This is a genomic window from Salinimicrobium oceani (genome assembly GCF_012037645.1).
Genome location: NZ_JAAVJR010000001.1, coordinates 630,567 through 655,800 on the forward strand (window position 1 = coordinate 630,567; position 25,234 = coordinate 655,800).

The following is a 25,234-nucleotide window of genomic DNA, read 5'->3' on the forward strand; positions in this document are numbered from 1 at the left end:
ATACAAACTCTTTATTACAACCGGTTGCCCTGTGCGGACTCTGGCGCTTTTATGAAAGCGCCTTTAGACTCGCCTGGATCGCCTCGATCTTAGCCTCGGCATCTGCCTTCTTCTGCTGCTCGATCTCCACTACCTTTGCAGGAGCTCCACTCACGAATCGCTCGTTAGAAAGTTTCTTTTCAACAGATTTCAGGAAGCCACGAGTGTAGTTAAGTTCTTCTTCCAGCTTTGCCTTTTCAGCTTCAACATCAACAGCGCCAGCAACAGGGATAAAATATTCATTGGATTTCACTCTAAAGGAAAGTGCGCCCTGAACCTGTTCATTTGTGTAAGAGAGAGCCGATAAATTCCCCAGTTTCTCGATCACAGGATCAAAAGTGGTGGCAACTTTCTCATTATTGAGAATCTGTAGTTCGATCTGGTCTTTATACGAGATATTTTTCTCTTTCCTAATACTTCTCACGCCCGAGATCACTTCTGAAGCAACAGCAAATTCCTCTATTACCTTTGCATCAAATTCATCCATTTCTGGCCAGGTCGCAACGATCAATGCCTCTTCTGCACTTCGCGTTTTCATCGTTTGCCATATCTCTTCTGAAACAAAGGGCACAAAAGGATGAAGGATCTTCAGGTTGTTTTCGAGGATCTTATTTACTGCCTCAAAGGTCTGTGCATCCATAGGCTGGCCAAAAGCAGGCTTCACCATTTCCAGGAACCAGGAACAATAGTCATCCCATATGAGCTTATAGGTAGCCATCAATGCGTCACTAATTCGATATTTCTTATAGTTATCCTCAATTTCTTTCAGGCTCTTCTGAAATTTGGCCTCGTACCACGAAATAGCAACTTTTGCCGACTCAGGTTGTTCAGCTTCCGAAGAAACTTCCCAGGAATTCACGAGCTTAAAAGAATTCCAGATCTTATTGACAAAGGCTCCCCCTTGCTTGCAAAGATCTTCATCGAACATAAGATCATTGCCCGCAGGTGAGCTAAGCAGCATTCCTACCCTCACACCATCGGCACCATAATTATCAATGAGGCCGAGGGGATCTGGGGAATTACCCAGGGATTTTGACATTTTTCGTCGCTGTTTATCACGAACAATCCCTGTGAGATAAACATTATTGAACGGTTTTTTATCTCTGTACTCATATCCTGCTATGATCATACGCGCCACCCAGAAGAATAAGATCTCGGGTGCGGTTACAAGATCATTGGTTGGATAGTAATAATTGACCTCCTCATTATCTGGTTCCAAAATCCCATTAAAGACACTAATAGGCCACAACCATGATGAGAACCAGGTATCAAGCGCATCCTTATCCTGAACGAGCTCATCTATCGTTAGATCTGAATTTCCGGTACGTGCCTGCGCTAATTCAAGCGCCTCTTCCCGCGTTTCAGCCACTACATAATCTTCTTTGCCTTCGCCATAATAGAACGCAGGAATTTGCTGCCCCCATATCAACTGGCGGCTTATGTTCCAGTCGCGAACATTCTCCATCCAATGACGATAGGTATTGATGAATTTCTCGGGTACCAGGTTCACTTCCTTTTCCAGTACCGCATCTAAGGCAGGTTTGGCGAGATCTTTCATCTTCAGGAACCACTGGTCGCTTAACTTTGGTTCGATCACCGCGCCCGTTCTTTCACTGGTCCCGATCTTGTTAAGGTGGTCTTCGGTTTTTTCCAGAACCCCTTTCTCCTTAAGCTCAAGGATGATCTTTTTTCGGGCATCAAACCTGTCTATTCCCTGGTAATGCATTCCGAAGGAATTCAAAGTGGCGTCATCATTAAAAATATCTATCACCTCAAGCCCATGCTTATCACCAAGCACCTTATCATTTTCATCATGAGCCGGCGTAACCTTAAGGCAACCGGTTCCAAATTCCATGTCTACGTATTCATCCTCGATAATAGGAATAACGCGCTCACACAATGGAACAACAGCCTTTTTCCCCTTTAAATGAGTAAAGCGCTCATCATTTGGATTTATACAAATTGCAGTATCTCCCAGAATAGTTTCGGGGCGTGTTGTTGCGATAGTTAGTGTATCGTCTGAACCTTCGATCTTGTACTTAAGGTAATACAGCTGGCCCTGACGTTCCTGATAGATCACTTCTTCATCTGAAAGTGTGGTCTTGGCTTCAGGATCCCAGTTTACCATGCGATGTCCGCGGTAAATATGGCCTTTCTTATACAAATCCACGAACACCTTGATCACCGAGGCAGACATGTCATCATCCATGGTGAACTTAGTACGATCCCAGTCGCAGGAGGCTCCCAGCTTTTTCAATTGTTCAAGAATGATCCCGCCGTGTTTATGGGTCCATTCCCAGGCATGTTCCAGAAATTCCTCCCGGGAAAGGTCATTTTTGTCGATTCCTTCAGCCTTAAGTTTGGCAACAACCTTAGCTTCGGTAGCAATGGAAGCATGATCTGTACCAGGTACCCAGCACGCGTTATAGCCTTTTAATCTCGCACGACGAATGAGGACATCCTGAATGGTGTTATTCAGCATGTGTCCCATATGCAGCACTCCCGTCACATTAGGTGGAGGAATCACTATAGTATAGGGCTCTCTTTCGTCAACTTCTGAATGAAAATATCCATTTTTCATCCAGTAGTCATACCACTTATTTTCAACTTCCCTGGCTATGTATTTTGATGCTGCAGACATACTTTGGTGCGGTTTTTGGAATATGAGGGCAAAAGTAAATATAACTTCAGGATTATAAAAGGCGAACCAAAGGATTGCCATTTTATTTATCATTATAAACAGATAAATATTATATTTACAGTTCTGATTAAACCAAAAACTATGAAAAAATTAATTGCAATTGCCATCTTCGTTTTTGCCGGTTTTGCAGTACAGGCGCAGGAAACCGCAAAGATCGAATTCAAGTCGGAAGTTATTGACTATGGCGAAATACAGAAGGGAAGTGACGGAGTTCGAGTTTTTGAATTCACTAATACGGGTACTGTTCCATTGGTGATCACAGATGTTACTTCCAGTTGCGGATGTACCATTCCCGAAAAACCTAAAGACCCAATTGCACCGGGAGAATCTGGTGAGATCAAGGTAAAATATGATACTTCTAGAGTAGGACCAATACGCAAAACAGTTACGGTATATTCAAATGCCGATGTTCCTGCAAAATCCATCAAAATAAAAGGAAAGGTCCTGGAATAAGACCTTCCTAAAATGACATTTTTGAAGCCCCTTGTTGAGAGGGGCTTTTTATTTTAAAGGATCTTTCAGTTTAAAACTGAAATTTAGGTTTCTGCCCGCTCGCAGAACTTTTAGGGAGATAGTTTTTCCTTCTTCAGAAGTAAAGAGGGAAATAAAATCTTCAATACCCAGTTTATAGGCATTTTTCCGGTTTACTTTTACGATTTCATCTCCCTCCAGAAGTCCTGCCAGGAGAGCTGGAGAGCCTTCCCGTAAACTTGCGATCCTGAAAGCCGGTCTCAATTCAAATTTTTTATAGAAGGATGGTTCTATTACCAGGAGATTGTCTTCTTCACTTCCGGCACTTACTGCATTTAATGATTTTTCATAGGTTTCCACCATCACAAAGCCGCTGTGTTCAAGAACTATCCCACTCATATCATAATTAAAGGCATCATCAAACCACTTATTCTTCCGCAGATACACAACCTCCTCGTTGTAATCAAAGATCATGTGGAACCGCTTAAAAATTTCACTCCCTATACTCCCCTTTCGTGCGTGATATGTTTGAAGTCCTTCCACAGAAAGATTATCGGGAAAGGAAGTGGTCACCCCTGGAATGATCTGGCTGCCAATTTGTAGGGAAGAAATTCGGCTGCGCAGCCCTACCACATCTCCCAGAAGTCCCAGCCCCAGGAAGTCTGGGAAGGAATGCTGAGGCACCTTAATCTCCTCATTATCCGTAAACAGCCACAGCGCATCACTTAAACCATTGTCAAGAAGAAGCGTAGCCTGGCTTTCTTCCCCCTCTATATTCACGCTGACTGTTAGGTACGGTTTTTCCTGAAAAAATTCCAGCGGTAGACGTTCATATTTTCTCAGGTTTTTCTGAAATTTTTTCCTGTCATGCAACCGAAGAAAATTCTTAGGATAATTGATCTCGACAATAAAATCTTTAAAGAGGTCATATCCAATAATACCGTGTACAGGCAAACCAAGCCGGGGAGAAAAATTGATCTTCTCGTCATAAATGACATATACTGTAAGTGCGGTATGCTTTAGGTTTCCCAGTCGGATTTCGTTATCCTGGGACCTGAATGCTTCAATGAGCTCCTCTCCGCCCAGGCCGCGCAGGTGGATCTTCTCGGCAGAATTCAATTCCATGCTATCCTGCTCATTAAGGTTTAGCAGCACAGTAGTTTTCACTCCTGTATCTACAAGAAAATTCAGTTCTACACCGTTCAAAGAGACGGGCACTATGATGAGATTGTTTACAAGATCGAACTTAACTTTAGCACTGGATCGGCCATTTTTGATCACAAAGTTCTCCTGACTAAGACAAATGCTTAACCCTCCAAACAGCAGCAATATGAGCAACTTGCATTTTAGCATTTCTGGGGGATGAGAAGTTGATAAAAAATACGAAAAATATCTTTATGAAATTAAAATTTTGCAACTTTGTAGGCCAAAAATTTCATTATGCCGAATATTTCTCAAAAAGGGCTCGCAATGCCCGAATCTCCTATAAGAAAGTTAGTTCCCTACGCCGAAGCTGCGATCAAGAAAGGGCGCACAATTTACCAGCTCAACATAGGTCAACCCGATATCAAAACACCCGCGAAGGCTCTTGCGGCTGTAAAAAATAATGATATCGAAGTTCTTTCCTACAGCCACTCTGCCGGTTTTGAAAGTTACCGCACAAAGCTTGCGGCTTACTATCAAAAACACGACATAAATGTTCAACCTAATGAACTTATCATTACCACAGGTGGTTCTGAAGCATTGTTGTTCACCATGGGAAGTATTTGTGACGCCGGAGATGAGGTGATCATTCCAGAACCGTTTTATGCCAATTATAATGGTTTTGCAACAGCATCGGGCGTGAAAGTGGTGCCTGTAAAATCAAAAATAGAAGATGGTTTTGCTCTCCCTCCAATTTCGGAATTTGAAAAGCTGATCACTTCCAGGACAAAAGCCATAATCATTTGCAACCCTGGAAATCCAACGGGTTACCTCTACACCCGTGAGGAGATCGAGCAGCTTGCCGAAATAGTCAAAAAACACGATCTTTTTATTGTTGCCGACGAGGTGTACAGGGAATTTGCATATGATGGTGCAAAACATTATTCCATCATGAGCGTACCGGGATTGAAAGAGCACGCAGTGATGATAGATTCCGTTTCCAAGAGATACAGCATGTGTGGCGCGCGTATAGGATGCGTTGCTTCCAGGAATAAGGATTTTATGGCCACTGCGATGAAATTTGCGCAGGCACGTCTTAGTCCGCCGACTTTTGCTCAAATTGCCAGCGAAGCGGCTCTTGATACAGAACAGGAGTATTTTGACGAGGTCATTGAAGAATACACCTCCCGAAGAAATACCCTGGTACAGGGACTGGAGCAAATTGAAGGAGTACGGGTGGCAAATCCAAAAGGAGCATTTTACTGCATTGCAGAACTTCCTGTAAACGATGCCGAAGATTTTGCAAAATGGCTTCTCGACAGTTTTGATCTTGACAATGAAACAGTAATGGTAGCTCCTGCCGCCGGATTTTACTCCACCCCAAATACCGGTCTTAACCAGGTTAGGATCGCATACGTTCTGAAACAAAAAGATCTCTTGCGAGCCATTGAGATCCTTAAAGCAGCATTAAAGGAATATAAAGGCTAATGAAGATCCTTCATGACGTTTCCTTAAAGCCATACAACACATTTGGCATTGATGTCAAAGCACGAAAGCTCATCGAAATTACTTCTTTAGAAGAGCTAAAGGAAGTGCTTCGGAAGTCTTATGCTTCAGAATTATTTTTTCTGGGAGGCGGCAGCAATATGCTTCTCACCAAAGATGTGGAGCAGACGGTACTGCACATAGACCTGAAGGGAAAGCAAGTCAACAAAGAAAGTGAGGATCATGTGATCGTGACCGCCATGGCGGGAGAAAACTGGCACCAGTTCGTTTTGTATTGTATTGAGAACAACTTTGGGGGCGTGGAAAATCTTTCTCTTATTCCCGGGAATGTTGGCACTGCTCCTATTCAGAATATTGGAGCTTATGGCGTGGAGATCAAAGACGTGTTCGAATCATGTGAGGCTCTTGATGTTCAAACCCTGGAATTAAAACGATTTAATAAGGAAGAATGTCATTTTGAGTATCGCGAATCGATCTTTAAAAATGAAGCCAAAGGCAGATATATTATTACCAGTGTTAGTTTTAGACTTACTACACAAAATCATCAGCTTAACACCTCCTATGGATCAATAGATACCTTTCTTGAAGAGCAAGGCATAACGAATCCTCAAATTCGGGATGTTTCTAATGCTGTGATCCATATTAGGCAGTCAAAACTCCCAGATCCAAAAGTGTTGGGCAATAGCGGCAGTTTTTTTAAGAATCCGGTGGTAGGGAAATCTACACTTTTGAGGCTTCAAAAAGAGTTTCCCGAAATGCCATTTTACGTACTTAATGAGGAGGAGGTCAAAATTCCTGCAGGCTGGTTAATTGACAGGGCGGGTCTAAAAGGTCATCGCGAAGGAGATGCTGGGGTGCATTCCAGGCAGGCCCTGGTTCTGGTGAATCACGGAAATGCTACCGGCCAGGAGATCCTTGCACTTTCTCAAAAGATACAGGAGCGCATCGATAATTTGTTTGGCATTAAAATTTCTCCCGAGGTCAATATCTTCTGATTTAAAATAAAAAATAAAGCTGCTCAAAAATGACATTTTTGAGCAGCTTTATTTTTTACGACCTTTTGAAGTTAACTACCCTTCGTTTGTGATCGTCACTTCCTTACTGAATTCTCTTGGCAGCAGGACCTTGTCAATAATATAAACTGTACCATTTCCAGCCTGTACAGAATCTGTCACCCGCGCCGAGATACCAGTGACTCCAGTGAGCACTACAGCATCATCATCAAGTGATAATTTCAGATCTTCTCCCTGCATGGTTTCCACCATGAGCGTATCATTAGCATTTCTGATCTCGGCTTTTAGTTCTGCAAGATCTTTAGGCGTCTTCAGAATATGATAAGCTATGATCTCTTCAGAATCCAGCGCCAGCATCTCCTGGCCTTCCTCCTGACTAATGGTACTGTAGGCGATATTTGTAGGAGCAAAAATCAGAATATCTTCTTCGGCAGTATCAATGGAATCTTCCACGTTCCAGGCATTGAGACCTGTTGCGAAAGTACTCAGTTCCGGATTGCTTTCTACAGCATTGACCACATCATCATCCCCACGCGCCTCTTCCAGCCTGTTATCAAAGTTTTCATCAACTCCTTCTGTAATTTCTATACTTTCAGTATCCCGTTCATTGTCTTTACACGAAAAAGCCAAAAAAAGAACGGCGAACAGCATTAAAATTTTTTGTATTCTCATAATCTTTATTTTTTAATCATTTGGAAACCAAAGTATTAAAATAGGGAGAACACTCATAATTTTAGATTATAATCCTTAGTTAAAACTGAAATTGAAATGCTAAATTCCAAGGTTTCACTGTTTTACTTTGCAAAAGAAGATCGGTTATTTTAACAATCACAAATCGCCTGATCTCTTCATATACTGCTCTTTATTGTTTATTTTTGCGGAAACTTTTAGACATGGAACTAGTTTTAATCACGATAGTACTTTTAGCCCTTGCATTTGCTGGCATTGCCATCAAGATCTGGGGTAAAAAAGACGGGAAATTCAGCGGGACCTGTGCCAGCCAGAGTCCATTTTTGAACAAGGAAGGCGAAGCCTGCAGTTATTGCGGAAAATTGCCCGACGAAGCCAAAGACTGTGATCAACCTCAAACGGTAAAGTAATCCAGCCACTTAAATGCTAACCATCCTTATTGCCTTTGTCATCATAGGCCTGGTAAACCTGGGGTATTACCTTGGTTTCTTCAAATTTGCCTTTGCTCCTGCGAGCGAGAATGTGCGGCCTAAGATGCTTCCGGTTTCGGTAATCATCTGTGCAAAAAATGAAGCCGACAACCTTCGGAATTTTCTTCCGCTTATACTTTCGCAAGATCATCCAGATTTTGAAGTGGTGGTGATCAATGATGCTTCCGCAGATGAAACTCTCGAGGTCATAGAGGAATTTGAAGCCCTTGATCCAAGGGTGAAGATCGTTGATGTTCAAAACAATGAAGCCTTCTGGGCCAACAAAAAATACGCGCTCACCTTAGGTATCAAAAAGGCCAAAAAACCATACCTCCTTTTTACAGATGCCGATTGCCGCCCCGAAACCGACCAGTGGCTAAAAGAAATGAGTGCCCATTTTGAAGATCAGAAAAGTATTGTTCTTGGCTATGGAGGCTATTTGATCAACACACGTTCTATCCTCAATAAATTGATAAGGTTTGAAACGCTTTTTACAGCTATCCAGTATTTCTCTTATGCCAGCTGGGGCAAACCTTACATGGGAGTGGGCCGGAATCTCGCTTATACTTCTGAAGAATTTTTTGCACAAAACGGCTTTGCCAGTCACCTGCACGTAAAGGCAGGAGATGATGATCTTTTTGTAAATCAGGCAGCCAATAAGTTCAATACCGCTCTTTGCCTGTCACCAAATGGAATTACCCGAAGTGTACCAAAAGAAGATTTAAAATCGTGGTTTAGGCAAAAAAGAAGGCATGTCTCCATCGCTACCCATTACAAGAGAGAACACAAACTTATGCTGGGACTTTTTTACAGTTCACAGCTATTGTTCTGGTTGTTGTTCATGGTACTTGTTTTCACCACATTCTGGCAAGTTGCGCTTGCAGGCCTTGCTTTAAGGTGGATCGTACAGGGAACCGTATTTTATCACTCGGGCAAAAAGTTTAATGAAACCGATCTTTTTTGGATATTTCCCTTCCTGGAGCTGTTTTTAATTTGGGCCCAATTAGGTATCTTTATAGCTAATCTTTTTTCAAAACCCACTCATTGGAAATAGAACCCGATCTACTTCAGCAGCAAATTGAAAAGGCAAAGAAGGGAAAGCAAACGGCATTCAATTATTTACTGGACCGTTTCTGGAATGAAGTCTATGGATTTCAGCTGAAGCGCACGCAGAATGAGTATGATGCCGAAGATATAACCATCCAGACCTTTTCAAAAGCATTCGATAAAATTGACACTTTTGATCCTAAATACACCTTCAAAACCTGGCTCATCACGATTTCCAAGAACATCCATGTCGACCTTATCCGGAAGAAAAACGCCTCGATAAGATCTCAAACCACAGATGAAGAAGATGAGCGAGTTCACAGGATAGCCGATGATGCCCCAACCATTGAGGATACCCTTATTACAGAACAGAATTTAGCTCAACTCCTGCGGGACATTAAAAAGCTTAAGAAACCTTACCAGGAAGTGATCACCTTGAGGTATTTTCAGGAAATGAGCTATAAGGAGATCAGCGCTCATCTACAGGAACCAATGAGCAATGTCAAGGTGAAGCTGCTTAGAGCGAAGAAATTACTGGCCGAGATCATTGAGAAAAGGAAGAGCTGAAATTTTTGTGACTTAAGGCTCAAGTTTTCAGCGTTGGGAATTTTCGGGTTGCCAACTTTAACCCCTGAATATTTTTCTGAACAAATCCCAGAACACTGATCCCTGAACACAGATCACTTTTTAACGTTGCTATTTCAACATCCTAATTGTACCTTTGCAGGCATATGGAAACACAGCAAATCCCTACTCAAAGAACACCAAAACCCAAGTGGTTGCGGGTAAAATTGCCTACAGGTAAGAAATACACCGAACTAAGAGGTGTGGTCGATAAATACAACCTCCATACCATCTGTACTTCCGGAAGCTGTCCTAATATGGGTGAATGCTGGGGGGAAGGTACCGCAACTTTCATGATCCTTGGAAATATCTGCACGCGATCCTGCGGCTTTTGCGGCGTAAAAACCGGAAGACCAGAAACTGTGGACTGGGATGAACCTGAAAAGGTAGCTCGCTCCATAAAACTAATGAAGATCAAGCATGCCGTGATCACCAGTGTGGACCGGGATGATCTTAAGGATATGGGTTCTATCATCTGGGCAGAGACGGTCAAGGCCATTCGACGCATGAATCCTGAAACTACCCTCGAAACCCTTATTCCCGATTTTCAGGGCGTGGAGCGTAACATCAATCGAATTATTGAGGTAAATCCAGAGATCGTTTCCCACAATATGGAAACGGTTAAACGGCTCACCCGCGAAGTGAGAATTCAGGCGAAATACGAACGCAGCCTCGAGGTCTTAAAATACCTGAAAAAAGAGGGTATAAGAAGAACAAAGTCGGGAATTATGCTGGGGCTTGGAGAGCAGGAAGAAGAGGTGATCCAAACCTTGAAGGACCTGAGAGCAGTAGATCTGGATGTTGTGACCATTGGCCAGTACCTTCAGCCTACAAAGCGACACTTGCCTGTTCATGAATTTATTACTCCGGAACAATTCAAAAAGTACGAGACCATTGGGCTCGAATTAGGTTTTAGACATGTTGAGAGTGGAGCGTTGGTGAGGTCTTCCTATAAAGCGCAAAAACACCTTACCTAATGCGCAACGAAAGAAATTCCGAAGCAGCATCAGGAAAGATCAGAATCGGGATCAATGGATTTGGACGTATTGGGCGAAATCTTTTTCGATTACTTCTGGATCATCCGCAAATAGAAACTGCGGTGATCAATGACATCGCACCGGCCTCTACTCTTGCACATCTTCTTAAGTATGACAGCATTCACGGCGTCTTAAAAAAAGAGGTTACTGCTGAAGAAAACAGGATCAATGTAGATGGAAAATCCACACCCGTCTTTCAGGAATCGGAACCAGAGAATATTGACTGGTCTGCTCATAAAGTCGATGTCGTGGTAGAATGTACGGGGAAATTTAAGACCCGAACAACCTTAGAAGCCCACCTGAAAGAAGGTGTCAAAAAGGTCATTTTAAGCGTCCCTCCTTTGGACGATTCTATTAAGATGATTGTACTGGGAGTGAATGAACAGATCCTTGATGGCACAGAACGAATTATTTCCAATGCCTCCTGTACAACGAACAATGCCGCACCTATGCTCCAGGTGATACATGAGCTGGCAACCGTAAAGCAGGCATATATAACAACTGTACATTCTTATACTACAGATCAAAGTCTGCATGACCAGCCGCACAAAGATTTACGTAGAGCCAGAGCCGCCGGGCAGTCCATAGTGCCTACCACTACGGGTGCCGCAAAAGCACTAACCAGTGTATTCCCCCAGCTGAAAGACGTGATTGGAGGTTGTGGGATTCGTGTTCCTGTTCCAAATGGCAGCCTTACAGATATGACCCTCCACGTGGAAAGACCTACCTCCATTGAAGAGATCAACACTGCATTTAAATCGGCAGCCGCCGGACCGTTAAAAAATATACTCGAATACACCGAAGATCCTATTGTTTCCATAGATATTAATGGCAATACTCATTCCTGTGTTTTTGATGCCCAAATGACTTCGGTCGTTGGTGGGAATCTGGTAAAGATCATTGGCTGGTATGATAACGAAATTGGATATTCCAGCCGTCTTATCGATTTAATTTCCCATGTTACAATTAAATAATTATCTTTAGCCACAGTTATTTACGTCCCAAATGAAGAACTTTACTCTTTTAATGGTGGCTTTTCTTTCTTTTTCCTTTTCCTACCCCCAGGAAAACAACCTACAGGAATCAGATGAAATTAATGCTACCATTGAACAGCTGTTAAAGGATGCAGAAGAATCCATTAACAGCGTTAACTTCGATGAAGCCCTACGGGAGCTTAATCGGGCCCTTGAATTGGCCCGTGCCATTGACCACTCTAGATTTATCGCCCTTTCGAGCAGTCTTATGGCCCAGCTCCATTATGTGCGGCACGAGAACGACAAAGCAGCTACAGAATTACAGAGGGCTATTTCCATTCAACGTGAAATAGACGACGAAGCAGGTTTGGCCTATAGTTATCTCAACTACGGAAAGATCTTTACTGCTAAAAGGATCTTTGAAAGAGCCAATGAATATTTTGACCTTTCTGAAACCCTTTACAAGAAGCTCGGCGACACTGAAGGACTTGGTAACCTCGACCTCAATCGCGGAATTCTCTACCTCAACACCTCTGCCCGGCCACATGCGGCCCTTTCCTATTTTAACCTGGCAGAAGAAAAGCTCAAGGCCAGCAGTAACCATTACGAACGCGTAAGAGTTTACTTCTATAAGGCTAGAGCATATCTTAACATTGGAAAGCTGGATGAGGCCATGGCCGAAGCTCAAAAGAGCCTGGATCTCGCCAGGAAAAATGATTTTGGAGGGATGGTGCAGCACACCTACTGGATTCAGAGCAGGATCCAGGAAGCTGCAGGTAATCACGCTGAGGCACTTAGCCTGCTGAAGATCAACAACGAAATGCGGGATTCTCTTTACAGCTTAAACAGAGAAGCCTTAGCGTCTGACGCCAGCGCGAGATATGGTGTAGACGCCATGAAGAGCACAGTGAATGAGCTAACGAAAAGACAGGCCGAGAATGAAAGAACGTTAAAGGTAAATAAGCTTACCACCATACTAAGTGTGGCTTTGATCACCATTCTTTCTCTTCTTACCCTCTCGCTCTACAAGAATAATAATCTAAGAGCCCGTGCGAATGACCTGCTGCAAAAAAAGAATTCGGAATTGGTCACCGCAAAGGAAAATGCTGAAAAGGCCTCTTTGGCCAAGGCGCAGTTCCTTTCAACGATCACACACGAACTTCGAACTCCTCTTTATGCTGTAACCGGCCTCACACACCTGCTTCTTGAGGAAAGTCCAACAGAAAATCAAAAGGAACATCTCAATTCCCTGAAATTTTCGGGAGAATACTTGCTGTCCCTCATTAACAATATCCTGGATCTAAACAAGCTGGAAGCCAAGAAGGTCGAAATGCTGGAGAGCTCGTTTAACCTGAAGAAGCGGATCACAGACGTGCTCATCGCCCTGAAGAATTCAGCAGAAGACAAGAAAACCCAGCTACATCTGGAGTTTGACGCCGATATTCCGCGGAAGCTGAAAGGAGATCCTTTAAAAATTTCCCAGATCCTTATAAATCTAATTGGTAACTCCATCAAATTCACTGAAAATGGTGATATCTGGGTGCGGGTGAAAAAAGTGAATCAGAAGGATTCTAAGGTGAAACTGAGATTTGAGGTACAGGACAATGGAGAAGGAATAAGCAAGGAGAAGCAAAAGGCGATCTTTGAGAATTTCACCCAAGGTTCCTTACAGATCAACAGGAAATTTGGAGGAACAGGCCTCGGACTTTCTATTGTTAAGAACCTGCTTACTTTGATGGACAGTGAGATCCATTTAGAGAGTGAACTGGGGGACGGGTCGTTATTCTATTTCGAACTTGATTTTGAAGCCCTTGAACCAGCCGCCCCTCAGGATGCTGAAGGAAAAGACCTGATCCCCGAGCCACTTTCCAATGAGATCATGCACAATAAAAAGATACTTATTGTAGAAGACAATAAGATCAACCAGATGATCACCAGGAAAATCCTCGAAAAGAATAACGTGATCTGTGATGTGGCCGATAATGGAACTATTGCAATATCAAAGGTCGAGAACAATGACTTCGACCTCATATTGATGGACATTCACATGCCGGGCATCAGCGGAATTGAAGCTACCAGAGAGATCAGGAAATTTAACGAGAGTATTCCCATCATTGCTTTAACAGCGGTGACCTTAGAGGAAAGTCTTGATGAATTCTACCTCAACGGCTTTAATGATATCATTCCGAAGCCATACAAAACAGAGGAATTCTTTCAGAAAATAAATAAATATTTAAGTAAAGAGAAGGTGGAAGTGTAATTGGCACGCCCTTTGATTCAAGGTTGGCTCAGGTTATTGTTTAAGATAGTTTGAATTAGCCAAAATATAAAAAATGAGATCTCTCCACGGTCTCATTTTTTTTGCACTAAACTCAACACCTGTGATTTAAAGGTCTCTTCCCCAGCCAGGAATTTAGTTTGAATGGGCAGGTAAAAGATCTTTTCCCTGGAGATCTCGTTTTTCAACCGCGTATAATCCTTTTCTGTAGTAATGATGAGTTCCTCGAACTGCAATGCCTTTAGTTCCTCCTCTGTAAAGTTGTGGTGATCCTTGTATGCCTTGTGATTAAATTTAAGCCCAAGGGACTTGAGGTGATTCACCAACGGCGCAGGATTTGCAATACCTGTAACAAGAGTAATATCATCATACTTATGCAGCTCACTTAATTGAAGAGAACGGTTTCTTCCAAAGACGCTGTCGCTGTAACCAATAGTTGTAAAGAAGACCTGTTGCCTTGTTAAAGGGCGCAGTTTTTTCGTGATCTGCTCCTGCTCCTCCTGTGAGAGATCTGCAGGACACTTGGTTACCACTATCACATTTGCCCTTTTTGCTCCCGATGCAGGTTCCCGGAGATTTCCGGCAGGAAGGATGAGGTCATCTTTATACAGCTGTGTGTAAGCAGTAAGAAGCACGTAGAAATTGGCCGCAACCTTTCTATGCTGGAAAGCGTCGTCTAAGAGAATGACTTCTGGAGGGGCAGTCTCCTGCTTTAACTGACGAATACCGTTAACGCGATCTTCATCTACAGCCACAAGCGCTTTTGAAAACTTATGCTTGAACTGCAGGGGCTCATCTCCCACTTCAACAGCTGTCTCCTGGCCAGTAAGAAGTATATACCCATTAGTTCTTCTCCTGTATCCCCGGCTTAAAATAGCGACCGTGAAGTCATTCATAAATAAACCGGCGAGGTATTCTACCATAGGAGACTTACCCGTACCACCCATATTCAGGTTTCCCACGGCGATCACGGGAAGGTCGAATTGATGTGAGGAGAGGATATTCTGGTCGTAGAGCATATTGCGTACGCGCATAATGCTGCCGTATAAGATCGAGAAGGGAAATAGTAATTTTCTTGCTGAGGCCATGCCGCGAAATTAGTATATTCTGATGTTTCTTTTTTGCATCCCCGAAAAAAGAAAATAAAAAATAGAGACCTTAAAAACTTTATGTAAAATTATAAAGTACAGCTATAAATTACCTTACCTGAAACCCTTACTTCGGGCAAACATTTATTTTATATTTGCTAAACTGCAATATTCAGGCGCTTTTTTAATCGCTCAAATAGACCAATAAAGGCGAAATCATAAAATCTAATGCTATGCTTATTAAAGATATTATTTGTGAACTGGAATCCTTTGCCCCGACGGCTTACGCCGAAGATTTTGATAATGTAGGGCTGCTAACAGGTTCGGCAGAGGCTAAGGTGACCGGGATCCTCGTCACTTTAGATACGCTGGAAACTGTAGTGGACGAGGCTATAGCGCAGAATTGTAACCTTATTGTAAGCTTTCATCCTATCATTTTTTCGGGTTTAAAAAAGCTTACAGGGAGTAATTATGTTGAGAGAACGGTATTGAAGGCCATCAAACATGATATTGCCATTTACGCCATCCATACCGCTTTAGACAACAGCATGAAAGGAGTTAATGACATGATCTGTGAGCAGCTTGGGCTCATTAACCGGGAGATCCTCATTCCGCAGGCTGGCAGCATTAAAAAGCTCCTCACCTTCGTCCCTAAAAAAGATGCAGCCGAAGTAAGGGAAGCCCTTTTTTCCGCAGGTGCCGGAAGTATCGGAAATTATGATCACTGTAGCTTCAATACCATAGGCAGCGGATCCTTCCGCGGAAATGAAGAATCAAACCCAGTAATAGGACGTAAGGGAGAGATTCACTACGAAGAAGAAGTGCAGATTGGTGTTACCTTTTCACGACATTTGGAAAGAAACGTTTTAAAAGCCCTTTTTGACTGTCATCCTTATGAGGAAATAGCCTATGAAATCACAACTCTGGACAATTTCAATCAGAAAATAGGCATAGGCATGGTAGGCGAGCTGGAAGAAGAGGTTTCAGAAATGGCATTTTTGGAGCAGGTTAAAAAAACCTTTGGCTGTGGCTGTATCAGGCATTCCCAACTGCGTGGAAAACCTATCAAAAAAGTCGCAGTTCTTGGTGGCAGCGGAAGCTTTGCCATTGGAAATGCTGCTGGAGCCGGAGCAGATATTTTTCTAACTGCCGATCTTAAGTACCACGATTTCTATAAAGCTGAGCAAAAACTGGTGCTGGCAGACATTGGGCATTACGAAAGTGAGCAGTACACAAAAAACCTGTTAGCCTCTTTTCTTAAGAAAAAATTTGCTAATTTTGCAGTCGTTTTATCAAACACAGATACCAATCCTATCAAGTATTTTTAACTATGGCAAAAAAATCCGATGTTACTGTAGAAGAGAAGTTAAGAGCGTTGTACGATCTTCAACTTATAGATTCCCGCGTGGATGAGATAAGAAATGTACGAGGCGAACTTCCGCTGGAGGTAGAAGATTTAGAAGATGAGGTAGCAGGCCTAAATACCCGTTTGGAAAAAATGGATGCCGATCTAGAGGTGATCGATCAGGATATCAACGCCAAAAAGATCCTTATCGAAGATGCCAAAGCATTGATCAAGAAATATTCTGAACAACAAAAGAACGTTCGTAATAACCGGGAATTCAACGCACTTTCCAAAGAAGTGGAGTTCCAGGAACTGGAAATAGAACTTGCTGAAAAGCAGATCAAGGAATACCGCGCTCAAATTGACCAGAAGAAAGAGGTGATCGAACAAACTCGTGAGCGTCTTACCGAGCGTCAAAAGCACCTGGATCACAAGAAGAGTGAACTGGATGAGATCCTTGCTGAAACTGAAAAAGAAGAGAAAGCACTTCTTGACAAATCCAGAGAATACGAGCAGCAAATCGAGGAACGTCTTGTGAGCGCTTACAAGAGAATTCGTGGCAGTGTGAAAAATGGTCTTGCTGTTGTACCAGTTGAGCGTGGAGCCTCGGGAGGTTCTTTCTTTACTATCCCGCCACAGGTGATCATGGAAATTGCCGGCCGCAGAAAGATCATCACCGATGAGCACAGTGGAAGGATCCTTGTTGATGAAGAACTAGCACAGGAAGAAAGACAAAAAATGAACGAGCTGTTCCAAAGCTTCTAGTTTTTTGCAGTCACATAAAACAAACCCTTCGCATGCAATGTGAAGGGTTTTTCTTTTTTGAAAGGAATCAGACGTATTGCTAAGGATCCTTCAAGAAGGATCATGAGCAGGGCCTTAACATCTATTTCACAAAAAAGAAATCAGGAAGGCTTACCTTTATTGATTAAACCCATCAAATCATGAAAAAGCTCATATTGATCTGCCTGTCTGTAATAAGCTTTGCCTGTAATGACCGCGGGCGTAACTCTACAACTTCTGAGGTAGCCGACCGCGATACCATATCTTCCAAGACTCAGCCACCAGGAAATATCCAGGAGGAGCGTGATGCAGTCCAGACGGAAAAAGAAGAACCTCGAATTCCTGTAGCTCTTGATGGAAGATACAGAAAGATCGAGGAGGAATCAGCCGCAACTACCTGTAACTGCAATTGTATAGAGATCAATTTCGAGCAAGCTACAGAGTGGTGTATTGACAAAGACAAGATCTATATTACAGCCAGAACCCAAAAGACAGGTGAGAATTCTGCCGATGTTTATTTCCAGGCAGTAGCAAGAGAAATGGCGCCCGACAGGAAGATGCCGTGGCAGGATTTCGATACCGACACTCCTGTAGCAAAACTAACCTTTACCCCAAATGGAGGTGCCGAACTTGATTGGTTAGGTTTTTCTACAAACGGCGAGATCTCTACAGATTATGCTTTGTTTGGAAAGAAAACCCTTGAAGGCACCTATAAAAAAGAATAATCTATGAAGTTTTATTTATTAGCATCTTTATTTTTCACCCTTAGTGCCTGCGGAAATCCTTCTGAAAAAACGGTGACCTTACCTGAAATTGCCAATGCCGAACCCGTTGAAGTGCCGGTGCAGAACGGTCTCAAAAAAGCATATTTTGCGAGCGGTTGTTTCTGGTGTGTGGAGGCAGTCTTTGAAAGCGTTATTGGCGTTAAAGAAGTCATTTCAGGATATTCAGGAGGCCACACTAAGAATCCGACGTACGAAGAAAGCAATACAGGAACTACGGGACATGCAGAGGCCGTGGAAGTGATCTATGATCCAAAGGTTATCGATTTTGCCACACTCACAGATGTCTATTTTGGATCTATGGATCCCACTCAAAAGAACGGCCAGGGACCCGATATGGGTTCACAGTATCGCTCCATTATCTTTTATCAAAATGCGGAACAAAAAAAGACCATCGAAGCAAAAATAAAAGCATTGGCTTCAGAATACGAAAAAGCAATTTCTGTAGAGGTCCTGCCATTTCAGAAGTTCTGGAAGGCAGAAGCTTACCACCAGGATTACAAGAAACTGCATCCCAATGATCCATACATTCGAAATGTCTCTGTGCCCCGGTTCAACAGGTTCAAGAAGAAATTTCCGCAGCTACTAAAAGAAAACAGTTCCCACTAACCCTTCAAAAAGGGCAAAAATTGTTCTTTTACATTTTTCAATAAGTCGGCCATAAATGGATATTACCACAGAGAACGTACTGCTCATAGGTTCCCTCCTCCTCCTCATTAGTATCCTCGCGGGAAAAACTTCCTACCGGTTTGGAGTTCCCACTCTTATTCTGTTCTTATCTGTAGGGATTCTGGCGGGATCTGAAGGAATTGGAAAGATCGAATTCGACGATCCCCAACTCGCGCAATTCGTAGGGATCGTATCGCTTAACTTTATTCTTTTTTCGGGGGGGCTGGATACCAACTGGCGCAGCATAAAGCCCATCTTGTGGCACGGGATATCCTTATCTACTCTTGGAGTACTTTTCACGGCCCTGTCATTGGGAACATTTGTCTGGGCTATAACAGATTTCAGCATTTACGAAGGTCTGCTGCTTGGGGCCATAGTCTCATCGACAGACGCTGCAGCTGTTTTCTCCATTTTGCGGTCCAAGAACATGGCTTTAAAGGCGAACCTCAGGCCAACCCTGGAGCTTGAAAGCGGTAGTAATGACCCGATGGCCTACTTTCTTACGATTGCCTTTCTTGGCCTGGTTGTGAACGAGGATCAAAGTCTGCTGTCGATAGTTCCGTTATTTTTACAACAGATCCTCATTGGAGCTGCTCTGGGTTTTCTCTTCGGAAAGCTGAGCAAAATGATCATTAATCGAATAACCCTGGATTTTGAAGGACTGTATCCTGTACTGGCAATCACATTGATGTTTCTGGTCTTTTCGGCTACAGACAGGCTGGGCGGAAACGGATTCCTGGCAGTTTATCTTGCCGGTGTTTACCTCGGAAACCAGGATCTCATACACAAACGCACCATCATGCGATTCTTTGACGGACTCGCCTGGTTAATGCAGATCGTGCTTTTCCTTACGCTGGGGCTACTGGTTTTTCCCAGTGATATCGTTCCCGTACTTGGCCTCGGCATTCTTATTTCTGGTTTCCTGATTTTTGTTGCCCGCCCAATTGGTGTTTTTCTGAGTTTGTCGCCTTTTAAGATGAAAATGAGGAGGCGCTGGTACATATCATGGGTTGGCCTGCGCGGGGCTGTGCCTATTGTTTTTGCGACCTATCCCCTGCTTGCCGGGATCGAAAAGGCACATATGATCTTCAATATCGTATTCTTTGTGTCTTTAACTTCGGTTTTAGTTCAGGGAACAACTTTGTCCAGAGTAGCCAAATGGCTGCATGTAGCCCTTCCAAAAACAGTGAAAAAAGTATCACCTGTAGATGCCTTCCTGGCTGATGGCACTAAATCCCTTATCAGGGAGATCACTATCCCGCCCGATAATTTTTCTGTAGGTAAAAAGATCGTAAATCTGCATTTCCCCCGGACTGCCATTATTGCGATGATCTCCAGGGATGGAAAATTCCTTACTCCGAATGGTGCGACAGAGATCCAGGAAGATGATACGCTCATTGTACTTATGGAGACCCAAAAGAACGTGAAAGCAGTTTACAGTAGCCTCCACCTGGCATATGATCCAGATACGGTTGAAGAGGATAATATCTAGTACTCAGTGGTCAGTAATCAGTATTCAGTAAACAGAAAGTTCGCAATAGGCAGTAGTTAGTAGGCAGTAAAATTTTTAATTCAAATGCTATTCCGACGAAGGAGGAATCTCATCTTACACCTGTGGATCCTTCGCTAGCTAAAGCTTGCTGTGGATGACAACAGCAAACCTCGTACTCCGAACTTTAACTTCCTTTCAGCATCTCCAGAATCTTCTGCTCAACTTCCGCAGAATTCCACTTCTCCTCTATTTTGGGCATTCGCATGATCTCATCCATAATAGCAGCTTGTTGATCCCCCATTTTTAATGCTTCAGCATAAGGAGCTTCAGAAAAAGTCACTCGGGAATAAACGGGTATCCACTTTTCAGGATGCTTTTCAGCGAAAGATTTTTCGATCTTCTTCCGAAGTAAAAAATGCTGATCGGCAGTTTTGCTGCTCATCTCCATGAAATTTCGATAGCTGAGTTCAGCAACAGCATCAGCATTTGGCTTCCGCAGGTTCTGGTAACCGGAAAATATCTGCTCCCAGTCGTCCCCATGAATTTCTTCAAGACGAACTAATTCCGAAATATCTTCAAACCCAGCATTCATACCCTGACCATAGAAGGGAACGATCGCATGAGCTGCATCTCCCACGAGAGCGATCTTGTCATTATAGACCCAGGGAAAGCATTTTACAGTCACCAGGGCACTCGTAGGATTTTTAAAGAAATCTCGCGTAAGATTGGAGATCTCATCCTTGATATCGGGAAAATGCAGGCTGAAAAACTCATCTGCAGCCGCTGCAGTAGTAAGGCTTTCAAAGGAATGCTCCCCTTCAAACGGCAGGAACAAGGTACACGTAAAGCTGCCGTCAAGGTTGGGCATCGCGATCAACATGAACTTGCCGCGAGGCCAGATGTGGAAGGAATTCTTATCGAGCTTATGAGAGCCATCGGCATTGGCTGGAATTCGCAGTTCCTTATAACCTACATCAATAAAATGCTGAGAATAATTAAACCGACTTTGGCGCTGCATCTTGTGCCTTACCCTGGAAAACGCCCCGTCGGCTCCAAAGATGAGATCAAAATCGTACTCCTGCCAATTTCCTTTTTCAGATTCCCCGGTGTAGAGCTTAGCTTCGGAAAGATCTACGTCCCACACCTTCTCTTCAAACCGAAATTCGGCCCCGGCAGCTTCAGCAAGATCGATCATTTTCCTGTTAAGCACCCCACGAGAAATGGAATAGATCGCTTCCCCTTCCTTTCCGTAGTTCTGAAAATAGGCGGGACTGCTATTTACATGCATGGCTCGTCGATACAAAGGGATAGCCAGCTTTCGCACCTCCTCCTCGATTCCAGCTTCCCGTAATGCTTTCCAGCCACGATTAGACATCGCCAGGTTGATGGAGCGTCCCGAAAATTCTACTTTGCGAACATCGGGCCTCCGGTCAAAAACAGTTACAGTATGTCCTTTTTGTTTCAGGTGAAGGGCAAGCAGAGATCCAACCAGGCCCGTCCCTACAATAGCGATATTTTTTGAGTGCTGCATGTCGCCTGCGAAAATACAATTTTTTCCGGTTGCCGCCTGCTGCTATCAGACTTCGTAAAGACATTAGCAGGTGAAAACCTGGAGAACAGAAACCAGAAGGAGACGAGACCCAGATAAATAGATGTACAATTTGGAGGCCAGATAATTACACGGCGGCAGCCGTTAAACCTCCGTTAAAGTAGAAATCAGAAAATAAAAGCTTTTGTACATTTAACATATAATCTGCAGTAAATTAAGCATAAGCAAAAAGAAAATGAAGAATCTACTGTGGCTAAAAACCAAATCCAAAAAATTCTAACCAGCAGCAAAAGCTGCATAAACTATCAATTATGAGAGATTTAGTATGGCTTATTATCGTTTTACTGATCATTGGTTGGTTGATTGGCTATTTTGCCTTTCCTGACCTTGGAAGTATCATTCACATCCTGATCGTGATCGCCGTGATTTTGATCATCTACAAATTACTGACAGGAAGGAGTCTGTAACAGGAGATTTACAGGCCAAAGCATAGATTAGGGGCCGCCCCGGTAAATGCAGACAAGAATTTCTAAATCTACCATAATTTGGAATGGTTTCTAATTCTCTTGTCCGTATTTGGGGCGGTCTCTCCCATTTTGGGAAGGTAGATTTACGAAGGTAGAAGGAAGTAGGCAGTGGGCTGTGGGCAGTATTTAGTAGGCAGTTATCTCTATAATAAGCTGTTGGCTGTTAGCTGTTGGCCTTGGGCTGCTGGCTATTATCTTTTGGCCCTTTTACTGTTGCAGGTTGCAGGTTGCGGGATACGGATTGCAGGGTGCAAGTTGAAGCTGCAGTTTTTTGTTGCTTAGGTTCATTGTTGCCTGTTTTGTTGTCATCTCGACAGAGCTTTTTCTTTCGTGAGAAAGAAGGAGCGACGAGAGATCTCATTAATTTAGCTGTTGGTCTTTAGCTACTGTGCCGGAAGTGGCCTAACATCTCGTCACGGATTACAAATCCGCGCCATCGGGTGGTGCTTTAAAAATTAGCCAAGTACCAGTTTACCAATCCCCAATTAACTAATTAACCAATTAACCAATAACAAAATTATGTGGAACTTAAAAGGACAAACAGCAGTAATTACCGGCGGATCTAAAGGCATTGGCCGCGCCACGGTGTCAGAATTTTTAAAACTGGGGGCAGAGGTACTCTACACAGGCCGCAATGCCGATGATATTCTGAAGGTTGAAGATGAATTCACCGCAGCCGGACATTCAGTAAAAGGCATAGTTGCCGATGTAACCAAGGCCGAGGATCGACGAAAAGTTTTTAGCTGGGCTGAAAATAACTGGAAAGCGGTCACTATTGTGGTCAACAACGCCGGAATCAATATCAGGAAAAAGGCTACAGAAATTTCGGAAGAGGAACACAGGGAGGTACTGGAGACCAACCTGATTGCACCTTTTCTCTTAGCAAAGGAACTCTATCCCTTCCTGAAGCAGTCGGGCAACGGAAAGATCATTAATGTAGCGTCGGCTGCTGCGATGCAGGACGTTGGCACGGGTACGCCATATGCCATGGCAAAAGCGGGACTCCTGCAGCAAACCCGCAGTTTGGCAGTAGAATGGGCACGTGATAACATTCGAGTTAATGCCGTTTCTCCCTGGTATACCCGCACACCTCTTACAGATTCGCTGCTGGAGGGGGAACGTAAAGAAATGATTCTGCGCCGCACTCCGCTAAATCGCATTGCAGAGCCTGAAGAAATAGCCTCAATAATCGCATTTTTGGCTATGGACAACTCCTCCTTTATCACCGGACAAAATATTATTGCTGATGGCGGAATGAGTGTGAAAGCGCTCTAGCCTGCGGCTGTTCAAGGTTTAAAGTTCAAGGTTTAAGGTTTAAGGTCGTTTCAAGTTGCAGGTTGAACCTGTAGCGAGGTTGTTCTGTTGCGGGTTGCGGGTTGCCGGTTTTGAAGTCCTCTCCTTTAGAAGGATGCAATAGGCAGGATGAGGAAGTTCGCTTCGCCTTTTCCCGTTTTACCCCTCCCCTAAAGGGAGCCGGGAAAAGAAGTCCACTCGAGCTCGACAAGTTCCGTTTGCTTATGTTACAGATTGATCTGGTTTTCACCAATCATCCTTTGAAATATCCCCTCCCCAGGAGGGAGCTTGTCCTGAACTTGTTTCAGGATGGCCGCAGGACGGGGTGAGAAAGTTCGCTTCGCCTTTTCCTGTTTTACCCCTTACCCTATCCCGAAGGATCGGGAGGACCCGGGAAAGTAGTGGGCAGTGATTTATAGTAGCCATTAGTTTGATCTTTGGTTTAAGGTGTTATACTTTTCACGGATTGCAAATCCACGCCATCAGGTTCTTTGATTCGCCTTTTCCTGTTTTACACCTTACCCTATCTCGAAGGATCGGGAGGAGATGGAAAAAGCATCAGATAAGCCTGATTTTCAAGTCTCCCCGGATTATACTTATTTATTTCACCAAGATTTGAAAGGAACTTCTAACCGGCCTACGAAAAGTTGACGTAAAATTTGAAGTGAAAGCAGCGCAAAATTTTAGGCTGTTTGAGCCAAAAAGGATTACATGTCGTATCAGAAATTCTCTGGCGGGTTCCTAAAATTTAGCTGCTGAACAAAAAATTTAGGCAACTTTTCGTAAGCCTAGATTTTTTTGCTTTTTTTTTCATCAATGGAAAAAAGAAGAATAGAATCAAGAACTGAAGTTTTAGCTAAAACCCTGAAATATAAGAATTGATTACACATTCCTTATCTTTATCCAATATCAACTATAGTTAACTATGAAAAAAATTACTCTCCTCTTCATTCTCCTTATTATCACTTCCTGCACCCAAAAAGAACAAGAACAAACTATAATCCAGCAAATTGCCGAAGCCAACGGCTTTGAAAATTTCGAAGATGTCGAGGAACTCCGTTACACCTTCAACGTCAAAGTTAATGACACTTTGAGAACCAGCAGAGCCTGGACCTGGAATCGCAAAACAGATGAGGTAACTCTCACTACTCCCGACAGTACCGTGACCTACAATCACAAAACAGAAGCCGCAGCAAATGAAAAGACAGATCAGCGGTTCATCAATGACCAATACTGGCTGCTCTTCCCTTTTCACCTGGTGTGGGATGAGATGGAATGGGAGCATTCCGAACAGGCTACAGCGCCTATCAGCGGGGAACAAATGCAGCGCATTACCGTCACTTATCCCGACGGTGCCGGATATACTCCGGGAGATATGTATGAGATCTACTTCAAAGATGACCACATGATAAGGGAGTGGGTATATTTATCGGGTGGGAGCAGAGAAAAACCCTTCGCCACCACCTGGGAAGAATATGAAACCTATAAAGGAATAGCCATTGCTAAAATGCATAAAAATGCAGAGGGGAGCTTTGAGTTGTTCTTTACCGATGTTAGTGTTAAATAAGGGTGAAGGAGCAATATTTTTCTTATGTCGTCTTAAGGGGATTAACGATTTCTTACCCCATGTTGCCTCAGCTTGCTCCTTCTAAAATTCCACAACTTTTTTGCTTGAAGCAACTTCTAAAGAGTTAAATTAAAAATTATGTTTCT

At 43.3% G+C, this 25,234-nt stretch carries 22 protein-coding genes; 17 read left to right on the forward strand and 5 right to left on the reverse strand.

Features of this window, described 5'->3' with window-relative positions:
• Positions 1-49: 49 nt before the first annotated feature.
• Positions 50-2,680, reverse strand: a complete 2,631-nt coding sequence (locus HC175_RS02890) for a valine--tRNA ligase (protein WP_168136988.1) — start codon at positions 2,678-2,680, stop codon at positions 50-52.
• 141 nt (positions 2,681-2,821) lie between these two features.
• Between HC175_RS02890 and HC175_RS02895 the strand changes: the two genes are divergently transcribed.
• Positions 2,822-3,193 carry a DUF1573 domain-containing protein gene (locus HC175_RS02895; protein ID WP_168136989.1) on the forward strand — a complete coding sequence of 124 codons (372 nt, stop codon included), beginning with the start codon at positions 2,822-2,824 and terminating at the stop codon, positions 3,191-3,193.
• Between the two features lie 48 nt (positions 3,194-3,241).
• Here HC175_RS02895 and HC175_RS02900 read toward each other — a convergent pair whose 3' ends face one another.
• Entirely contained in the window at positions 3,242-4,564 is a 1,323-nt protein-coding gene (locus tag HC175_RS02900; protein WP_168136990.1) for an aspartyl protease family protein, read from the reverse strand.
• An 87-nt stretch (positions 4,565-4,651) separates the two neighbouring features.
• Here HC175_RS02900 and HC175_RS02905 point away from each other — a divergent pair, with 87 nt between their 5' ends.
• A complete protein-coding gene (locus tag HC175_RS02905) occupies positions 4,652-5,842 on the forward strand; it encodes a pyridoxal phosphate-dependent aminotransferase (RefSeq protein WP_168136991.1) in 1,191 nt (396 codons plus the stop codon).
• Positions 5,842-6,855 carry a UDP-N-acetylmuramate dehydrogenase gene (gene murB / locus HC175_RS02910; protein ID WP_168136992.1) on the forward strand — a complete coding sequence of 338 codons (1,014 nt, stop codon included), beginning with the start codon at positions 5,842-5,844 and terminating at the stop codon, positions 6,853-6,855. The genes HC175_RS02905 and murB overlap by 1 nt, the downstream gene beginning before the upstream one ends.
• A 75-nt stretch (positions 6,856-6,930) precedes the next feature.
• Here the strand turns inward: murB and HC175_RS02915 are convergent, their stop codons facing one another.
• Positions 6,931-7,545, reverse strand: coding sequence for a fasciclin domain-containing protein (locus HC175_RS02915; protein ID WP_168136993.1), 615 nt, complete (start codon positions 7,543-7,545; stop codon positions 6,931-6,933).
• A gap of 221 nt (positions 7,546-7,766) precedes the next feature.
• On the opposite strand from HC175_RS02915, the gene HC175_RS02920 reads away from it, so the two are divergent.
• From HC175_RS02920 to HC175_RS02945, 6 genes are all read left to right on the forward strand, one after another.
• Positions 7,767-7,973 (forward strand): membrane or secreted protein, encoded by a 207-nt coding sequence (locus HC175_RS02920; protein WP_168136994.1) that lies wholly within the window; start codon positions 7,767-7,769, stop codon positions 7,971-7,973.
• A 13-nt stretch (positions 7,974-7,986) separates the two neighbouring features.
• Entirely contained in the window at positions 7,987-9,087 is a 1,101-nt protein-coding gene (locus tag HC175_RS02925) for a glycosyltransferase (RefSeq protein WP_168136995.1), read from the forward strand.
• A complete protein-coding gene (locus HC175_RS02930; RefSeq protein WP_168136996.1) occupies positions 9,078-9,647 on the forward strand; it encodes an RNA polymerase sigma factor in 570 nt (189 codons plus the stop codon). The genes HC175_RS02925 and HC175_RS02930 overlap by 10 nt, the downstream gene beginning before the upstream one ends.
• Positions 9,648-9,811: 164 nt before the next feature.
• The gene (gene lipA / locus HC175_RS02935) at positions 9,812-10,681 is read left to right on the forward strand and encodes a lipoyl synthase (protein WP_168136997.1); all 870 of its coding nucleotides are present in this window, start codon (positions 9,812-9,814) and stop codon (positions 10,679-10,681) included.
• Positions 10,681-11,715 carry a type I glyceraldehyde-3-phosphate dehydrogenase gene (gap, locus tag HC175_RS02940; RefSeq protein WP_168136998.1) on the forward strand — a complete coding sequence of 345 codons (1,035 nt, stop codon included), beginning with the start codon at positions 10,681-10,683 and terminating at the stop codon, positions 11,713-11,715. The genes lipA and gap overlap by 1 nt, the downstream gene beginning before the upstream one ends.
• A gap of 31 nt (positions 11,716-11,746) precedes the next feature.
• Positions 11,747-13,975, forward strand: coding sequence for a response regulator (locus HC175_RS02945; RefSeq protein ID WP_168136999.1), 2,229 nt, complete (start codon positions 11,747-11,749; stop codon positions 13,973-13,975).
• A gap of 92 nt (positions 13,976-14,067) precedes the next feature.
• On the opposite strand, the gene lpxK is transcribed toward HC175_RS02945, so the two are convergent.
• Entirely contained in the window at positions 14,068-15,081 is a 1,014-nt protein-coding gene (lpxK, locus tag HC175_RS02950; protein WP_168137000.1) for a tetraacyldisaccharide 4'-kinase, read from the reverse strand.
• A 233-nt stretch (positions 15,082-15,314) separates the two neighbouring features.
• On the opposite strand from lpxK, the gene HC175_RS02955 reads away from it, so the two are divergent.
• From HC175_RS02955 to HC175_RS02975, 5 genes are all read left to right on the forward strand, one after another.
• Positions 15,315-16,409 carry a Nif3-like dinuclear metal center hexameric protein gene (locus tag HC175_RS02955; protein ID WP_168137001.1) on the forward strand — a complete coding sequence of 365 codons (1,095 nt, stop codon included), beginning with the start codon at positions 15,315-15,317 and terminating at the stop codon, positions 16,407-16,409.
• 2 nt (positions 16,410-16,411) lie between these two features.
• A complete protein-coding gene (locus HC175_RS02960; RefSeq protein WP_168137002.1) occupies positions 16,412-17,191 on the forward strand; it encodes a zinc ribbon domain-containing protein in 780 nt (259 codons plus the stop codon).
• 179 nt (positions 17,192-17,370) lie between these two features.
• The gene (locus HC175_RS02965) at positions 17,371-17,934 is read left to right on the forward strand and encodes a hypothetical protein (protein ID WP_168137003.1); all 564 of its coding nucleotides are present in this window, start codon (positions 17,371-17,373) and stop codon (positions 17,932-17,934) included.
• Between the two features lie 3 nt (positions 17,935-17,937).
• The gene (msrA, locus tag HC175_RS02970) at positions 17,938-18,600 is read left to right on the forward strand and encodes a peptide-methionine (S)-S-oxide reductase MsrA (protein WP_168137004.1); all 663 of its coding nucleotides are present in this window, start codon (positions 17,938-17,940) and stop codon (positions 18,598-18,600) included.
• A gap of 55 nt (positions 18,601-18,655) precedes the next feature.
• Positions 18,656-20,152: a potassium/proton antiporter gene (locus HC175_RS02975; protein WP_168137005.1), complete on the forward strand. Its 1,497-nt coding sequence runs from the start codon at positions 18,656-18,658 to the stop codon at positions 20,150-20,152.
• Positions 20,153-20,336: 184 nt separating this feature from the next.
• On the opposite strand, the gene HC175_RS02980 is transcribed toward HC175_RS02975, so the two are convergent.
• Positions 20,337-21,683: an FAD-dependent oxidoreductase gene (locus HC175_RS02980; protein WP_168137006.1), complete on the reverse strand. Its 1,347-nt coding sequence runs from the start codon at positions 21,681-21,683 to the stop codon at positions 20,337-20,339.
• A 329-nt stretch (positions 21,684-22,012) separates the two neighbouring features.
• Between HC175_RS02980 and HC175_RS02985 the strand changes: the two genes are divergently transcribed.
• The 3 genes from HC175_RS02985 to HC175_RS02995 all read left to right on the forward strand — a co-directional run bounded on the left by HC175_RS02985 (position 22,013) and on the right by HC175_RS02995 (position 25,088).
• Complete coding sequence (locus HC175_RS02985; protein ID WP_029038389.1) at positions 22,013-22,168, forward strand: lmo0937 family membrane protein; 156 nt, start codon at positions 22,013-22,015, stop codon at positions 22,166-22,168.
• Between the two features lie 579 nt (positions 22,169-22,747).
• The gene (locus tag HC175_RS02990; protein ID WP_168137007.1) at positions 22,748-23,503 is read left to right on the forward strand and encodes an SDR family oxidoreductase; all 756 of its coding nucleotides are present in this window, start codon (positions 22,748-22,750) and stop codon (positions 23,501-23,503) included.
• A 943-nt stretch (positions 23,504-24,446) separates the two neighbouring features.
• Complete coding sequence (locus HC175_RS02995; protein WP_168137008.1) at positions 24,447-25,088, forward strand: hypothetical protein; 642 nt, start codon at positions 24,447-24,449, stop codon at positions 25,086-25,088.
• The last annotated feature ends 146 nt before the right edge of the window (positions 25,089-25,234 follow it).

Coding starts and splice junctions, on each gene's coding strand:
- HC175_RS02955 (WP_168137001.1), top strand. CDS start 15,315: ATGCTTATTAAAGATATTATTTGTGAACTGGAATCCTTTGCCCCGACG.
- HC175_RS02945 (WP_168136999.1), top strand. CDS start 11,747: ATGAAGAACTTTACTCTTTTAATGGTGGCTTTTCTTTCTTTTTCCTTT.
- HC175_RS02975 (WP_168137005.1), top strand. CDS start 18,656: ATGGATATTACCACAGAGAACGTACTGCTCATAGGTTCCCTCCTCCTC.
- HC175_RS02965 (WP_168137003.1), top strand. CDS start 17,371: ATGAAAAAGCTCATATTGATCTGCCTGTCTGTAATAAGCTTTGCCTGT.
- HC175_RS02925 (WP_168136995.1), top strand. CDS start 7,987: ATGCTAACCATCCTTATTGCCTTTGTCATCATAGGCCTGGTAAACCTG.
- HC175_RS02990 (WP_168137007.1), top strand. CDS start 22,748: ATGTGGAACTTAAAAGGACAAACAGCAGTAATTACCGGCGGATCTAAA.
- HC175_RS02900 (WP_168136990.1), bottom strand. CDS start 4,564: ATGCTAAAATGCAAGTTGCTCATATTGCTGCTGTTTGGAGGGTTAAGC.
- HC175_RS02895 (WP_168136989.1), top strand. CDS start 2,822: ATGAAAAAATTAATTGCAATTGCCATCTTCGTTTTTGCCGGTTTTGCA.
- gap (WP_168136998.1), top strand. CDS start 10,681: ATGCGCAACGAAAGAAATTCCGAAGCAGCATCAGGAAAGATCAGAATC.
- HC175_RS02920 (WP_168136994.1), top strand. CDS start 7,767: ATGGAACTAGTTTTAATCACGATAGTACTTTTAGCCCTTGCATTTGCT.
- HC175_RS02915 (WP_168136993.1), bottom strand. CDS start 7,545: ATGAGAATACAAAAAATTTTAATGCTGTTCGCCGTTCTTTTTTTGGCT.
- murB (WP_168136992.1), top strand. CDS start 5,842: ATGAAGATCCTTCATGACGTTTCCTTAAAGCCATACAACACATTTGGC.
- msrA (WP_168137004.1), top strand. CDS start 17,938: ATGAAGTTTTATTTATTAGCATCTTTATTTTTCACCCTTAGTGCCTGC.
- HC175_RS02980 (WP_168137006.1), bottom strand. CDS start 21,683: ATGCAGCACTCAAAAAATATCGCTATTGTAGGGACGGGCCTGGTTGGA.
- HC175_RS02890 (WP_168136988.1), bottom strand. CDS start 2,680: ATGTCTGCAGCATCAAAATACATAGCCAGGGAAGTTGAAAATAAGTGG.
- lipA (WP_168136997.1), top strand. CDS start 9,812: ATGGAAACACAGCAAATCCCTACTCAAAGAACACCAAAACCCAAGTGG.
- HC175_RS02960 (WP_168137002.1), top strand. CDS start 16,412: ATGGCAAAAAAATCCGATGTTACTGTAGAAGAGAAGTTAAGAGCGTTG.
- HC175_RS02985 (WP_029038389.1), top strand. CDS start 22,013: ATGAGAGATTTAGTATGGCTTATTATCGTTTTACTGATCATTGGTTGG.
- HC175_RS02995 (WP_168137008.1), top strand. CDS start 24,447: ATGAAAAAAATTACTCTCCTCTTCATTCTCCTTATTATCACTTCCTGC.
- lpxK (WP_168137000.1), bottom strand. CDS start 15,081: ATGGCCTCAGCAAGAAAATTACTATTTCCCTTCTCGATCTTATACGGC.
- HC175_RS02905 (WP_168136991.1), top strand. CDS start 4,652: ATGCCGAATATTTCTCAAAAAGGGCTCGCAATGCCCGAATCTCCTATA.